13 protein-coding genes are annotated in these 15,471 nt (G+C 61.1%); 3 read left to right on the top strand and 10 right to left on the bottom strand.

Annotated features, from left to right (window positions below; genetic code table 11):
• Positions 1-218: 218 nt before the first annotated feature.
• The 10 genes from glnG to E0L37_RS09970 all read right to left on the bottom strand — a co-directional run bounded on the left by glnG (position 219) and on the right by E0L37_RS09970 (position 11,269).
• The gene (gene glnG, locus E0L37_RS10020; protein ID WP_133491607.1) at positions 219-1,643 is read right to left on the bottom strand and encodes a nitrogen regulation protein NR(I); all 1,425 of its coding nucleotides are present in this window, start codon (positions 1,641-1,643) and stop codon (positions 219-221) included.
• 41 nt (positions 1,644-1,684) lie between these two features.
• Positions 1,685-2,788, bottom strand: a complete 1,104-nt coding sequence (gene glnL / locus E0L37_RS10015; protein ID WP_166643037.1) for a nitrogen regulation protein NR(II) — start codon at positions 2,786-2,788, stop codon at positions 1,685-1,687.
• A 169-nt stretch (positions 2,789-2,957) separates the two neighbouring features.
• Positions 2,958-3,668, bottom strand: a complete 711-nt coding sequence (locus tag E0L37_RS10010; RefSeq protein ID WP_166643036.1) for a DUF4124 domain-containing protein — start codon at positions 3,666-3,668, stop codon at positions 2,958-2,960.
• 314 nt (positions 3,669-3,982) lie between these two features.
• Entirely contained in the window at positions 3,983-5,389 is a 1,407-nt protein-coding gene (gene glnA, locus E0L37_RS10005; protein WP_133491604.1) for a glutamate--ammonia ligase, read from the bottom strand.
• Between the two features lie 223 nt (positions 5,390-5,612).
• Positions 5,613-5,855 (bottom strand): sulfurtransferase TusA family protein, encoded by a 243-nt coding sequence (locus E0L37_RS10000; protein WP_133491603.1) that lies wholly within the window; start codon positions 5,853-5,855, stop codon positions 5,613-5,615.
• Between the two features lie 2 nt (positions 5,856-5,857).
• Positions 5,858-6,955: a tRNA (5-methylaminomethyl-2-thiouridylate)-methyltransferase gene (locus E0L37_RS09995; RefSeq protein ID WP_133491602.1), complete on the bottom strand. Its 1,098-nt coding sequence runs from the start codon at positions 6,953-6,955 to the stop codon at positions 5,858-5,860.
• 609 nt (positions 6,956-7,564) lie between these two features.
• A complete protein-coding gene (locus E0L37_RS21680) occupies positions 7,565-8,044 on the bottom strand; it encodes a DUF3413 domain-containing protein (protein WP_205655600.1) in 480 nt (159 codons plus the stop codon).
• Between the two features lie 129 nt (positions 8,045-8,173).
• On the bottom strand, positions 8,174-9,172 hold the full coding sequence (locus E0L37_RS09980; RefSeq protein WP_133491600.1) for an alpha-L-glutamate ligase-like protein: 999 nt from the start codon (positions 9,170-9,172) through the stop codon (positions 8,174-8,176).
• Complete coding sequence (locus E0L37_RS09975; RefSeq protein ID WP_133491599.1) at positions 9,173-10,714, bottom strand: inactive transglutaminase family protein; 1,542 nt, start codon at positions 10,712-10,714, stop codon at positions 9,173-9,175. It lies immediately after the preceding gene.
• A gap of 9 nt (positions 10,715-10,723) precedes the next feature.
• On the bottom strand, positions 10,724-11,269 hold the full coding sequence (locus E0L37_RS09970; RefSeq protein ID WP_236564205.1) for a RimK/LysX family protein: 546 nt from the start codon (positions 11,267-11,269) through the stop codon (positions 10,724-10,726).
• 475 nt (positions 11,270-11,744) lie between these two features.
• Here E0L37_RS09970 and typA point away from each other — a divergent pair, with 475 nt between their 5' ends.
• The 3 genes from typA to trmL all read left to right on the top strand — a co-directional run bounded on the left by typA (position 11,745) and on the right by trmL (position 14,485).
• A complete protein-coding gene (gene typA / locus E0L37_RS09965; protein WP_133491598.1) occupies positions 11,745-13,553 on the top strand; it encodes a translational GTPase TypA in 1,809 nt (602 codons plus the stop codon).
• A 174-nt stretch (positions 13,554-13,727) separates the two neighbouring features.
• The gene (locus tag E0L37_RS09960; protein WP_022997152.1) at positions 13,728-13,934 is read left to right on the top strand and encodes a CsbD family protein; all 207 of its coding nucleotides are present in this window, start codon (positions 13,728-13,730) and stop codon (positions 13,932-13,934) included.
• 86 nt (positions 13,935-14,020) lie between these two features.
• Positions 14,021-14,485: a tRNA (uridine(34)/cytosine(34)/5-carboxymethylaminomethyluridine(34)-2'-O)-methyltransferase TrmL gene (gene trmL, locus E0L37_RS09955; protein WP_133491597.1), complete on the top strand. Its 465-nt coding sequence runs from the start codon at positions 14,021-14,023 to the stop codon at positions 14,483-14,485.
• Positions 14,486-15,471: the final 986 nt, after the last annotated feature.

The raw sequence follows: 15,471 nt of genomic DNA, 5'->3' as shown, positions 1-15,471 counted from the left end.
GACCGCCATCCATGGCGGTCACCCTTCGGGCCGTCGCACAGCAACGTTAAAAATTGCTCCCGGCAATTTTTTATGACCGCCATCCATGGCGGTCACCCTTCGGGCCGTCGCACAGCAACGTTAAAAATTGCTCCCGGCAATTTTTTATTTCCGCAACGCCCGCAGCCCGGGTTTTGACTTTAGCGTCTGGCGTCTGGCGTCTGGCGCCCCGCCCCTTTTCAATCCTCGCCGCTGAACTCCGCTTCCATGTCCAGCTCCTTGATCTTGCGGGTCAGGGTGTTGCGGCCCCACCCCAACAACGCCGCCGCGTCGCGCTTACGGCCGCCGGTATGCTGCAGCGCCACTTCAATCATGGTGCGCTCGAACACCGGCACCGCCTGGTCCAGGATCGCCCGATCGCCCTGGGCAAGCGCCCGGTCCGCCCACTGGCGCAGGGATTTCTGCCAGTCGCCGCCGCCTTCGCTGGGCCGTCCCACTGACTGGCGCAGTTCCGGCGGCAGGTCGTCCACCAGCACCTCCCGGCCGGAGGCCATCACCGTCAGCCAACGGCAGGTGTTCTCCAGTTGACGCACATTACCTTGCCAGGGCAATGCCGCCAGGTACTTTTCGGTGTCCTTGTGCAGTACCTTGGGCTCCACGCCCAGCTCGCTGGCGGCCCGTTGCAGGAAATACCCGGCCAGTTGCGGTATGTCTTCCCGACGCTCCGCCAGTTTCGGGATATGGATGCGAATAACATTGAGACGGTGGAACAGGTCTTCGCGGAAATCGCCCTCGCGCACCAACCGTTCCAGATCCTGGTGGGTGGCGGCGATGATACGCACATCCACATGAATCGGCGTGGTACCGCCGACCCGGTAGAACTCGTTTTCCTGCAGCACCCGCAGCAGTCGCGTCTGGGCCTCCAGCGGCATATCACCGATCTCATCCAGAAACAGGGTGCCGCCATTGGATTGCTCGAAGCGGCCGACCCGCTGGGCATTGGCGCCGGTGAACGCGCCTTTTTCATGGCCGAACAACTCGGATTCGATCAAGTCCTTGGGGATCGCCGCCATGTTCAGCGCCACGAACGGCTTTTCCCGGCGCATGGAATGACGGTGTAGCGCCCGCGCCACCAACTCCTTACCCGTGCCCGACTGGCCGTTGATCAGCACGGTGACATTGGAGTGGCTGAGCCGCCCGATGGCGCGAAACACCTCCTGCATGGCCGGCGCTTCTCCGATGATCTCGGTGGGGGTTTCCTCGTTGGCCACCACCGCTTCGCCCTGGGCTTCCTGACGGTGCTTGATGGCCCGTTTCACCAAAGCCACCGCCTCGTCCACATCGAACGGTTTGGGCAGATATTCGAATGCGCCGCCCTGATAGGAGGCCACCGCCGAGTCCAGATCCGAGTGCGCGGTCATGATGATAACGGGCAGATCCGGGTGCTTGCGCTGCAGAATCTTCAGCATGCGCAGCCCGTCGGTACCGGGCATGCGCACGTCGGAAATCAGCACATCCGGCTCCCTGGCACCTTCTTCCAGGGTATTCAGGGCCTCATCCGCATCCTCGAAACAGGCCAGTTGAAACCCTTCCTGGCTGAGCGCTTTCTCCAGCACCCAGCGGATGGAACGGTCATCGTCAATCACCCATATGGTCGAGGTCATGCCTGTGCTCTCCCTACATCATCTGGCCACCGGCCGGCCTGTCAGGCCGAATCCGAGGTGGCGAAGTTCGCTTCCGGTAACTCCATGGGCAGCAGCAAACTGAACAGGGTCCGGCCCGGTTCGCTGTCGCATTCGATCAACCCCTGGTGCTGGCTGATGATGGATTGGGCAATGGACAAACCCAGGCCGGAGCCATTGGCTCGACCGCTGACCATGGGATAAAAAAGGGTTTCCCTTAACTCTTCGGGAATCCCCGGGCCGTTATCTTCAATGTCCACCCGCAGCACCAGACGGTGGCGGGTGGAACCGATGGTGAATTGCCGCAATACCCGGGTGCGCAAAAGGACCTGGGCGCCCTCGGTGCCGGATTCCAACAACGCCTGAATCGCGTTGCGCATCAGATTGAGCAGCACCTGGATCAGTTGATCACGGTCGGCGGGGATGTCCGGCAGACTGACATCGTAGTCGCGCAGGATGCGCACCCCCTGAGGGTATTCCGCCAGCAACAGTTGACGCACATGCTCCAGACATTCGTGCACGTTCACGTCGGCGAACGCCGGCGGTTTGCGCGGCCCGAGCATGCGATCCGCCACTGAACGCAGGCGGTCCGCCTCGTCGATGATTACCCGTGTGTACTCAGCCAGATCCGGGCTGGGCAAAGCACGCTCCAGCAGTTGCGCGGCGCCGCGGATCCCACCCAGCGGATTTTTGATTTCGTGCGCCACGCCCCGCACCAACGCGCGGGTGGCCTGATGCGCGTGCACCAGAGCCTCCTCGCGGCTGATTTTGAGCATGCGGTCGAGCCCCTGCATTTCCACCAGCAGCGCCATCGGATAACCGGGTTCCTGTAACGGCGTAATACTGTAGTCCACCGTTACCTGCACCCCGGGAGTCACATCCAGCTTCGCCTCCCGGCGGGTAAAGGGGTTACCGTCCTCGATGCACTGCTTTAGTGCGTCGCGGGCATTGCCATCATCATGGAAATAGTCCGGCAGCAGTTGGCCGATGATCCGGCTGGCACTGGTGGACAACAGAATCTCCGCCGCCGGGTTGAGATAACAAACCCGCAGCTCATCATCCAGCAGCATCACCGCGGTACGCAGGTGATCCAGCAAGCGTTTGTGCATTACCTTCTCGGTCTTCATGATTCGGCCCATAACGGGGCACAAGCAATTATCAGGCCACCCGTCAGAACCGCCGGAATGAGGCATACCGGGCACCGCTGAAGGGCGTCAAAAAGGCCAGGCGGCCAAAATCAGTGTAATCACTACGCGGAAGGGATGCACCGATTTGGTGCGAATCATGGAAAGAGGGTCAGGAATCGGGCTTGACGGTTTGAGCACGGCTGGCAGGCTGGCCCACGGAGGCCGGAGAACCGGTCTTCGCGCTACTTCCGCGAGCACTGCCGGTCCCGGGGCTGGCGGCGCCCCCTCGCTGGGCAGCCTGCCCGATCCCTGCCCGTCCACTGGGTGCCGGTGCCTGACCGCTTTGCAATCGGCTGGTGCGATGCACATGCACCGTGACCGTGGCGGAGCGTTTGATCTCCTTGCCCTCCTGGTCCAGCACTCGCGCCACCAGCACATGACTGCCCCGCTCCGGATCCCTCAGCGCGGTTCCAGCCAAAGGTTCGCCATTGTCCAGAACCTCAAGCCGGTGCCCGGCCTGAAGCGCCGGCTCCAGCGCTACTTCCACGCTGATCGGCCCCTCCGGATTGCGCACCGTGGCGTTCGGCCGCGGGGAAACAATCGCCAGACGCTGGTAGCCCTCGAAAACCGGCAGCGACGACTCCGGCGGCTCGGCCGGCGGCCGTTCCTGTCGCGGCCCTGGCACGGTATTGGTCGGGCCAATGCGTACCGCCTCCGCGTCGCGTCCCTTCGGCGGCGAGTCAGTGAACGTCACGTTGCCGTGCTCATCGACACTACGAAAGATCATCGCGCCCCCTGTTTCCGACACATCGCCGGCCCGCACCGAGACAGCGGCGCAGACGCCAAGCAAAGTGATCAACAGAACGGTTGTGGTTTTCATGCGGTCCTCCTCTCCCCCAAGAGTCATGGCTTTGATTCTGACCGCACCGGAACAGGGATAAAAGGGTCTGGGGCACACTATGGGCCCCGCCCTTTGTGGGCCTTGGAGACATAAACTCGGAAACTACTACAAGGCCGCTGTGGGAAGCTTGCTTGCAAGCGAATCTTGGGGCCCGGAAACCCATTCGCTTGCAAGCAAGCTTCCCACAGCGGCTTCATAGCCCCCCTTCCGTGCCAGCAATCGTTATGCCGCCATGAACCACAAAAAAGGCCCCGCCGGAGCGGGGCCTTGCAACTGCCGGGAACTTGGGATTCTTAGCAGCTGTAGTACATGTCGAACTCGACCGGATGCGGAGTCATGTTCAGACGCTCGATCTCTTCACGCTTGAGCTGGATGTAACCGTCCAGCATGTCCTTGGTGAACACATCGCCGGCCATCAGGAACTCGTAGTCCGCTTCCAGGCAATCCAGAGCCATGGTCAGGGTATGAGCCACGGTCGGGATGCCCTGAGCTTCCTCGGCCGGCAGATCGTACAAGTCCTTGTCCATGGCATCGCCCGGGTGCATCTTGTTCTTGATGCCGTCCAGGCCGGCCATCAGCAGCGCCGCGAAGCACAGGTACGGGTTGGCGGACGGATCCGGGAAGCGCGCCTCGATACGACGGGCTTTCGGGCTGTTCACCCACGGAATCCGGATGGAAGCGGAACGGTTGCGGGCGGAGTAGGCCAGCATTACCGGTGCTTCGAAACCGGGTACCAGACGCTTGTAGGAGTTGGTGGAACCGTTGGTGAAGGCGTTGATGGCGCGAGCGTGCTTGATGATACCGCCGATGAAGTACAGGGCTTCCTCGGACAGTCCCGCGTAGCTGTCGCCGGCAAACAGGTTCTTGCCGTCCTTGGCCAGGGACACGTGCACGTGCATACCGGAACCGTTGTCACCGATCAGCGGCTTGGGCATGAAGGTGGCGGTCTTGCCATAAGCATGAGCCACGTTGTGAACGCAGTACTTCAGGATCTGAACTTCGTCGGCCTTGGCGGTCAGGGTGTTGGCGCCAACACCGATTTCGCACTGGCCGGCGGTGCCCACTTCGTGGTGGTGCACTTCGATTTCCAGGCCCATCTGCTCCATGGCGGCGCACATGGCGGCGCGCAGGTCGTGCAGGGAATCCACCGGCGGTACCGGGAAGTAGCCGCCTTTCACACCCGGACGGTGACCGATGTTGTTCTTCTCGAACTCATCGGCGGACACCCAGGCCGCTTCTTCGGAGTAGATGTTGTACATGGCGCCGGACATGTCGGACTTCCACTGTACGGAATCAAACACGAAGAATTCCGGCTCCGGACCGAACAGGGCGCTGTCGGCGATGCCGGTGGACTTCAGATATTCCTCGGCGCGCTGAGCCACGGAGCGGGGATCGCGCTCGTAGCCCTGCATGGTGGAGGGCTCGACGATGGTGCAACGCAGGTTCAGGGTGGTAACGTCGGTGAACGGATCGATCACCGCGGAACTGTCGTCCGGCATCATGATCATGTCGGACTCGTTGATACCTTTCCAGCCAGCGATGGAAGAACCATCGAACATCTTGCCGTCCTGGAAGAAGTCCTCGTCCACTTCCGAACTCGGAATGGTGACGTGCTGCTCCTTACCCCGGCTATCGGTAAAACGCAGATCGACCCACTTCACGTCGTTATCTTTGATCAGCTTCAGCGTCTTTTCAGACATTGTAGAACGTCCTCCTGGAACGGGTATGTGTCTGGCATTCAGTGGTATCGGCGGGCCGACCACTCGAAGCCGCTATTCTCGGGCACTCGGCCCCGCATGCCAATAGGTGAGCAAATTACGTGCCAGCCCTTTTTTAGCGCATTCGGGCCGTAACGCCCCGAAATCGGCCGGCATACCCGGCATGAAAGCACCAATACTGTGCATGCATGACAAGAACGCACCATTACAGTGCAATCGAAGACTCCCCAATCTCAAGCGTCACCCGCACCTCATGACCTTCTTCCCGGGTCTCCAGCACCGCATGACCATTGATCCGGCACCAGGCGGGAATGTCATTGAGCGCCCCCGGATCGGTGCAGATCACCGTCAGGGTATCGCCTTGTTGAAGCGCATTCACTTGATTCTGGGTTTTGATCACCGGCATCGGACACAGCAACCGGCGGGCGTCCAATTCATGATGGCTCATGGTTATACCATCCATTCCTGTGGCACCTGATCCGGCGTCGCCGGGCACACCGGTAACTGGCGAGCCACGCCGCTGGGATCGCGCACTTCCACCACCACCTCGTCATCGGTTCGCCCCTTGGAATAACGGGCGACGATGGCGGCCGCCTGGCGCAGTTCCTCATCGGATGTCAGCTCACCGTCGATCAGGGCCAGCGGACCGGGGCAGCTCGACGTGGTGATGCTGGTGAACTGATACCGATACCCTTCCAGGAAGCGGTTCTCCCCTTCTTCACGGCTAATGATCAGCTTGTAGTGCGGCGCCGGACGGATATGCCGCCCCACCTTCAGCAGCATGATGTCATCCAGTTCATAGCGGCGCTCGTTACGGGCTTGCCACAGATCCGCCAGCTTGCGCGAATAGGACTCATCGGTAAGGAAGCAACAGCCGCCGGCGGGTTGGGCGAAGTCATCCAGGCCAAAGCGCTTGGCCAGTGCCATTTGCGGCTTGCGATTACGGCCGGAGAAGTCGTGCAATCGGCTGCGATCCACCCAGCCCTCCCGCTCCGGCAGGGTCTCCGGCAGGTTCCTGGCGCTGAGCGGGCGCAGCAGGCGGTCATCGGCGCCGGATTCGCGGCTGATGATCGGCATGGTTTCCTTGCGCTGGCTCTTGGGGCGCTGCCCCACCACCTCACCGGTGATGATGAAGTCGAACCCCTTCTCGCCGGCCAGCTCCCGTGCCTTGTTCAGCATCAGGGTGGCCTTGTTGACCATGAAGATCTTGCAGTCCAGGCAGGGATTCAGATTGGCGCCGTAGCCGTGTTTCGGATTGAGTACCACATCCTTGTACTCCTCCGAAATATCCACGATATGCAGCTTGATACCCAGCTGCTCGGCGACCCAAAGCGCATTATTGCGCTTGTTTTTGTCCTTGTCCTTCTTGCGAATGGCGTGAGTGTGGCCTTCCACGCAGAAGCCGGTGAAGAAATTCACCCCTTCGACGTGGATGCCTTGTTCCTGCATGACTTTCACCGCCAGCATGGAGTCCAGGCCGCCGGAAACCAGGGCGATGGCGCGTCGTTGCAGCGGTTGTTGCAGCGTTCGAGGGGCTGACTCGGTCATAGGTCGGCTCGCGTGCCGGTCAAAAAATGGGCGGCGAGTATAGCAAACCCGGGCCGGGTAGCACTATCCGCTGGACGCTGGACGCTGGACGCTGGACGCTGGACGCTGGACGCTGGACGCTGGACGCTGGACGCTGGACGCTGGACGCTGGACGCTGATAATGCAAAGCCAGACCCAATGCCCTGGCAAGCACTAAGCAACGCTTTTTTTATGGTTCATCGCGGTTTAGCGGGAAGGGTCGCTCCGGCCGGGGGGGGCCGTGCAGCCCCGATTCGAGTGAACCGCCGCGTTGCGGACGCCAACAACGACAAACCTTTCCAGGAGAGGAAAGGAGACCCGTATTGCTCGGTTACCTCGAAGACATCGATTCAGATCATGCCACGAAGCCGCCGTGGGAAGCGGCCCCGGCGGCGCTCCGCTTGGCCGCGAATGCCCTGGGCCGTTGGCGATTCGCTTGCAAGCAAACTTCCCACAGCGGCTTCGTGGCATGATCCGTGGGAGACCAGCTTGCTGGCGAATACAGCGGTTGGTAGCCCCTTCCGTTACAGACCCGTGCCCATGATTGAAGCGCCGTGGCCTTCTAAACCGCGATGAACCTTAACAATACCGTCAATGTCCTGTTCCAGGTCCATGGTGGCGTAGTTGAAGTTCTTCAGATAATCCGGCCGGATCACGCTTTCCGCGGGAAAGTAATAGCGCGCTCGAAAAACAGAAAGCCGAAGAACGGTTCCGCCGCGTTCCGCTGATCCAGAAACGACATAACGTGGTGGGCTGATAAAACGGTACCGCTTGGGAAGCGTTGAGCACCGGACGGTAAGCGAGAAAATGCGCGGCGCCATAGGCCGCCCCCATGGAGGTGAAGCCCCCCGGCGTGGTCAACAGATTCCAGACGAAGCCGTTAAGATGGAAACCGTAGAGATCATGGATCTGACCGTCCACCAGCAGGAAGAGCAGGCTCCAGACACTGCCCGGTTGCAGCAATGCCTGCCTCGCCACATGCAGGCAGGCGATCAGAATAAGCACGTAATTGATTAAAAAGAAGCGGCACCAGGGTGTGGACGGAAAGGAAGGACGGGATCTTTGTGTCATCAACCAGGCTCATCGGGAATGTAAATTCCGACAAGCCCGGCCACAAAAACTTAACCGAAGCTTAATGCTGATGGCTAACGCCAAGGTCAGCCATCCCACGTTGCCACGTCAGTCACTTCGAAAAGGCGATTATTCCGTGGCCGCATCCGGCGGCTCCGGAGTCGCCACCGCGAAATGACGTTTTGAGAACAGTACCCTCTGCGCCACCAGTTCCTCGCCTTCATCCTTGCCGCGCTGTTCCAGATGGCGCTCAACGATACCGCAGCGACGCAGCAATCCATCATCATTGGCGATCTGGATATTGAGGCCGGGACGGGCATTCAATTCCAGCATCATCGGCCCTTTATGCTTGTCCAGCACCAGATCCACGCCAAGGTACCCCAGACCGGTCAGGTCATAGCAGCGCGCCGCCAGCGCCAGACACTCCTCCCAATCCGGGATAGTGACGCCGGCCACCGGGTGCGCGGTATCGGGATGGCGGTCGATTTTCAGGTTGTGCCAGGTGCCGGCCAGAGTCACCCCGGTGGCGATGTCCACGCCCACCCCGATGGCGCCCTGGTGCAGATTGGCCTTGCCATCGGACTGCCGGGTGGGCAAACGCAGCATGGCGAACACCGGGTAGCCCTTGAGCACGATGATACGGACATCCGGCACCCCGCCGATGCTGATGCGGTCAAACAGATCGGTGGAACGGACCCGGTATTCAATCAGCGCGCGATCACGATGGCCGCCCAGTGAATAGATACCGGAAATGATCCCGGAAATGTGAAACTCCATCTCCTCGGGGCTGACCATGCGGCCGGAGACCGTGCGGTAATACCCCTCGAAGCGATCGGAAATGACCATGATGCCGTCACCGCCGGCCCCCTGGGAGGGTTTGATGACGAAATCCCCGTGGGTTTCCACGATCTCCGCCACCTTGCCGATGCCCTGCTCGGTCTCGATGATGCCGTACATATCCGGCGCCCGGATACCGGCGTCCAGCGCCAGCTTCTTGGTGCGGATTTTGTCGTCCACCAGCGGGTACAAGCGACGGTCGTTATAACGCAGCACATAATCGCCGTTACGCTGGTTGATGCCCATTACGCCGCGCCGCCGCAGAGCGCGCCAGGTCTTCACCCCGAACATTCAGCGTCCCTCTTCGGTCATGGCCCGGAAGCGCACCAGTTCAGTGAGCCGGTAGCCGCGATAGTGCCCCATGAACACCATGACCGCGGCCAGCACCAGGAGGATGCCCGGGAAGGTGAACACCAGATAGACCAGCGGACTCCACACCATCAGCAAATGACAGAGAATCGCCACCACCAAGGTGCCGATGGCCACTTTCATGGACTGTGGTCCGCCCCGCTCTTCCCAGACAATCGACATCCGCTCGATCACCATGGTCAGAATCACCATCGGGAACAGCGCCACCGACAGCCCCACTTCCAGACCCAGCTTGTAGCTGAACAAACTGATCAGGCCGATCATGATCACCACGAAGGTCAGCACCACCGACAATCGGGCCATCAACTGTAACTTGAGATGCTCCAGATACGATCGCAACGACAAACCGATGGTGGTGATGAAGGTGAACAGGATCACCCCCCAGACCACCTGGGTCTCGCGGAACGCCAGGGCGATCAGTACCGGCGTGAAAGTACCAAGGGTCTCCACGCCAATCAGACTGCGCATCAACAGCACCAGCAGCACCCCCACCGGAATCATGATCAGGATTCGGTGGAGCTGTTGTACCGGTAGCGGCAAATCATAGAGCGAGAAGTCAATGAAGCTGGAAACGTCCTGGGAACTCAGCGTCTGTGCCAGTTGCAGAGCGCTCATCTCATTCTGATGAACGCTGAACTTCACCTCCGCGTTGCGCCCCCCATCCAGGTTGTACAGTGGCGCCTGTCCACTCCACCACACCAGACGGTCCTCCGGCAGCCCCTGCTGACCGGTATTGGGGTTGAAATACAACCAGGCGTTGCCGTTGTAGGAACGCAGCCATAACTCCGGCTGCTGATTCTGCACCTCGGACAAACGCAGGGTGTACACCGGCTCCGCCGGGATGTGCGCCACCGCCAGCAGCAGATCCACCACCCGGGCCCGGTTCTCCGACGTCATGTTGCCGCCCAGCAACAGCCGGACATTGTCGTTGTCGTCTCGGCTGTTAACCCGTTTGATGGTCTCGCTGATGAAGGTTTCGATGTCCGCGGAGTGCTGACGAATCGGCGCCAGCAGAGCGTCGGCGGCCACTTTTTCCGGCCCGGACAGCGTCGGGCTGGGACGGAACTGCGGCCCCGGCTCCTTCGCCTGGCCGCCGGGCTCGGCGAAACGGGGGGTGATCAGCAAGCGGTAATACAGGCTCTGCTGGCCCTCCACCCGGCGGCTGGACCAGGTCACCACCCGATTGCCACCCTCACGGCTGACGTTGACGCCATAATTATTGGAGATAAAACTCTCATTCAAGGTGGTGAAACCACTGTCCAGTGGCGGCACGAACATTCGCACCTTCACCGGGTGGTTACCCCTGGCCTGGAACTGGACCTGGGCATCCACCACCCAGACCGGATCGGTTTCACTTTCGGTAAGCGGCACTTTCTGAATCAGAATCTGGTAGGCCATGCTGCCTATGCCCAGAACCAACAATGCCACGGCCAGCAGCCGCGCGTGCAGTTTCACAGAACCCATGTTCCAGCCTTATTCGGTTTCTTCGGCCGCCAAGCCGATGGTCTCTTCCCTGGAGCAGGATGGCGCACCCCCGCTCATGGACTGTGCCGGGTCTATCAGAGCCCCCAGCGAAACCAGTGCCTCGGATCCCACCAGCAGCGGGAATCGGAAGTCACTGCGATCGGTAAGATTGACATCCACCCGCCGGGCCCGGCCACCGACGCATAGCGTCAATTCCACCACCGGCCGGCGGCTGTAGCCCGGAGCACCGTCAATCTGATTTTCGGCACGGCGCTTGATGCGCACATGTTTTGATAATGGCAATTCGAGGGTGCGCCACTGATCCTGCTCCAATCCGATTTTCTCACGCTGTTCCGGCATCACCCACAAATCAAAGGAAACCCAATCCTGCCCGTCCTGCTGGAAAATCCGGACCTGCCGGGCGCTGAGCGAGGCGGACTGGGCTCCGGTATCCAGTTTGGCGGGCAAGACGATGTCCAACTCTTTGATCATGACCTCTTCATTGAGGCCCAGAATGATCTTTCCAGGGTCCTCACCGTCGGCGACGGCTTTCATGGGCAGGGCCAGACAGAGCGCTATCGCCAGTCCACACCTGATGCCGCTCGCACACCCAAACCGCATATAACGAATACCTTTCCTTGCTCAGAACCGCATTCTGGTCCGGAACACGCGTGTCCAGAACCATTCTGAAGAAACGTCGCGGACAACCTGATATGCCAAACCGCGCAACCTCGGGAGCCAGAAAGGCTCGAACGGACAGTCCTCGACGGGCAGTGTATGACCGGTACGACCTCCGTTTGGTTGCGCCATTCTAGGCGAATGAACACCGCCTTGAAGCAACAACCGCAAAATCGTGAACCGGGTCGCATTCTCTCATAGCCCGCGAACGCCGCCCACTATCAGAAATGGCCGTCAGACCGGGGCTGGCCGGAGGGCGACAAGACGGTGGCCTCGGTAGCCAAGGGGGCTGTACAATGCGCTCCCGCCGCGGCCCAGCCTCGGCCTTATTACTCGCTTCGGAGCCTGTTTCGTGATTGAACGCCTGCGCAATATCGCCATCATCGCCCACGTTGACCACGGCAAGACCACCCTGGTGGACAAGCTGTTGCAACAGTCGGGCACACTGGGAGACCGCGCCGGCGACGTCGAGCGCGTAATGGACTCCAACGATCTGGAGAAGGAACGGGGCATTACCATCCTCTCCAAGAACACCGCCCTCAAATACGGCGACTACCGTATCAACATCGTCGATACCCCGGGACACGCCGACTTCGGCGGCGAGGTGGAGCGGGTGATGTCGATGGTGGATTCCGTGTTGCTGCTGGTGGACGCGGTGGACGGCCCCATGCCGCAAACCCGCTTCGTTACCCAGAAAGCGTTCGCCGCCGGCCTCAAGCCGATCGTGGTGATCAACAAGATCGACCGCCCCGGTGCCCGCCCGGACTGGGTCATGGACCAGGTGTTCGACCTGTTCGACAATCTCGGCGCCAGCGACGAACAGTTGGACTTCCCGGTGGTATACGCTTCCGCGCTCAACGGCATCGCCGGTCTCGATCCGGATGACATGGCCGAGGATATGAGCCCGCTGTTCCAGACCATCATCGATCGCGTACCGGCACCGGAGGTGGACCGGGACGGCCCGTTCCAGATGCAGATCTCCTCCCTGGACTACAACAGCTATCTGGGCGTGATCGGCATCGGCCGGATCAAGCGCGGCAAAGTCAAGGCCAATACGCAGGTCAAGGTGGTGGACCGCGACGGCCAGGTGCGTAATGGCCGCCTGCTGCAGATCATGGGCTACCACGGCCTGGAGCGTGTCGACGTACCGGACGCCGCCGCCGGCGACATTGTCTGTATCACCGGCATCGACCCGCTGGACATCTCCGACACCCTGTGCGACCCGGCCCAGGTCGAGGCCTTGCCCGCCCTGACCGTGGACGAGCCGACCGTGAGCATGGTGTTCCATGTCAACACCTCTCCGTTCGCCGGCCAGGACGGCAAGTTCGTCACCAGCCGCCAGATCCGCGAGCGCCTGGAGGCGGAACTCAAGCACAACGTGGCCCTGCGCGTGGAAGAAACCGGCAGCGCCGACCAGTTCCGCGTCTCCGGCCGCGGCGAACTGCACCTGTCGGTACTGATCGAGAACATGCGCCGCGAAGGCTTCGAGCTGGCGGTGGGCCGCCCGCAAGTGATCGTGCGTGAGGTGGATGGTCAGAAGCAGGAACCCTACGAAAACGTCATGGCCGACGTGGAAGAGCAGCACCAGGGCGCGATCATGGAGCACCTGGGCCTGCGCCGCGCCGAGATGACCAACATGGAGCCCGATGGCAAAGGCCGCGTACGCCTGACCTTCGTCGTGCCCAGCCGTGGCCTGATCGGCTTCCGCAGCCTGTTCCTGACGCTGACCTCCGGTACCGGCATCCTCAACAGCACCTTCAGCCATTACGGCGAGTACAAACCCGGCGACATGGCTCAGCGCAACAACGGCGTGCTGGTCTCCATGGTCAAGGGCAAGGTGTTGGCGTTCGCTCTGTTCAATCTGCAGGAGCGTGGCCGCATGCTGATCGACCCCAACGTGGAGGTCTATGAAGGCCAGTTGATCGGCATCCACAGCCGAGGCAATGACCTGGTGGTAAACCCCACCAAGGGCAAGCAGCTCACCAACATGCGTGCTTCCGGCACCGACGAGAACGTGATTCTCACCCCTCCGGTGCGCTTCAGCCTGGAGCAGGCCCTGGACTTCATCGAGGACGATGAACTGGTGGAAGTGACACCAAACCATCTGCGTCTGCGCAAGAAACTGCTCACCGAAACCGAGCGCAAACGCGCCAGCCGTTGATCCCTCGCCCGAAGCGGCACCTCCGGGTGCCGCTTCCGACCCCGCCCCGGCTTTTACAGTCTTTTCCCCCGGCCATTACCAGACTCCTGCCATAGTGGTGCTGGCGTCTCGGCGCAAGGAGCGTCTCCGTCATTACTGGAGACACCACTCATCGACCCTCTCAGGAGAGACAAGATGAACTGGAACACCATCGAAGGCCGCTGGAAGGAGCTAAAAGGCAATGTCCGGGAACATTGGGGCAAACTCACCGACGACGACATCGAGGAGGCCAAGGGCAAGCGTGATGTACTGCTGGGCAAGATCCAGGCAAAATACGGTATCGCCAAGGAAGAGGCGGAAAAGCAAATTGACCAGTGGGTCGATAAACTGAACTCGAAATAAGCGACTTCAGGGTCATCCGGACCGCCTTCCCCACCCTTCCGGTTAGCGGATGGCTAAAGGGCGGCGCCCCGCCGCCCTTCTTTACCATGCTGCATATTGCTCTCTATCAACCGGAAATTCCTCCGAACACCGGCAACATTATTCGCCTCGCCGCCAATACCGGCGCCGGGCTGCACCTGATCGAGCCGCTCGGTTTCAGTCTGGATGAGAAGCGCCTGCGGCGCGCGGGACTGGACTATTCGGAATGGGCCAGGGTGACCGTGCACCCGGATTTCGAGGCCTTCCTGGCCGCCATGAACGGGGCTCGCCTGTTCGCCCTGACCACCAAGGGCCACACTGCCCCCAGCGATACCCGGTTCAAGGACGGCGATGTGCTGTTGTTCGGCCCGGAAACCCGGGGGTTGCCCGCGGAGATCCTGAACCGGCTGGCGCCGGAGCAACGGCTGCGGCTGCCGATGGTGGCCGACAGCCGCAGTCTCAATCTGAGCAACGCGGTGGCGGTGACCCTCTATGAGGCCTGGCGCCAGTTGGGCTACCCGGGCGCGGTCTAGGGACGCCGGACGCCGGACGCCGGACGCCGGACGCCGGACGCCGGACGCCGGACGCCGATAACGCAAAACCAGACCCAACGCCCTGGCAAGCACTAAAACGCTTTTTATGGTTCATCGCGGCTTAGCGGGCCACGGCGCTTCAATCATGGGCACGGGTCTGTAACCGGAAGGGGCTACCAAGCCGCTATATTCGCCAGCAAGCTGGTCTCCCACGGATCATGCCACGAAGTCGCTGTGGGAAGCTTGCTGGCAAGCGAATATCCCAACACCAGAGGGCCGGAACTCGCCAGCAAGCTGGTCTCCCACGGATCTGCCACGAAACCGCTGTGGGAAGCTTGCTGGCAAGCGAATATCCCAACACCAGAGGGCCGGAATTCGCCAGCAAGCTGGTCTCCCACGGATCTGCCACGAAGCCGCTGTGGGAAGCTTGCTGGCAAGCGAATATCCCAACACCAGAGGGCCGGAATTCGCCAGCAAGCTGGTCTCCCACGGATCTGCCACGAAACCGCTGTGGGAAGCTTGCTGGCAAGCGAATATCCCAACACCAGAGGGCCGGAATTCGCCAGCAAGCTGGTCTCCCACGGATCTGCCACGAAGCCGCTGTGGGAAGCTTGCTGGCAAGCGAATATCCCAACACCAGAGGGCCGGAATTCGCCAGCAAGCTGGTCTCCCACGGATCTGCCACGAAACCGCTGTGGGAAGCTTGCTGGCAAGCGAATATCCCAACACCAGAGGGCCGGAATTCGCCAGCAAGCTGGTCTCCCACGGATCTGCCACGAAGCCGCTGTGGGAAGCTTGCTGGCAAGCGAATATCCCAACACCAGAGGGCCGGAATTCGCCAGCAAGCTGGTCTCCCACGGATCTGCCACGAAGCCGCTGTGGGAAGCGGCCCGGGCGGCGCTCCGCTTGGCCGCGAATGCCCTGAGCCGTTGGCGATTCGCTTGCCAGCAAGCTTCCCACAGCGGCGCTGTAGCCACCTCTGAAGG

Source organism: Alcanivorax sp. 24 (assembly GCF_004360225.1).
Lineage (GTDB): Bacteria > Pseudomonadota > Gammaproteobacteria > Pseudomonadales > Alcanivoracaceae > Alloalcanivorax > Alloalcanivorax xiamenensis.
This window is presented reverse-complemented; position numbering and strand designations above follow the sequence as displayed.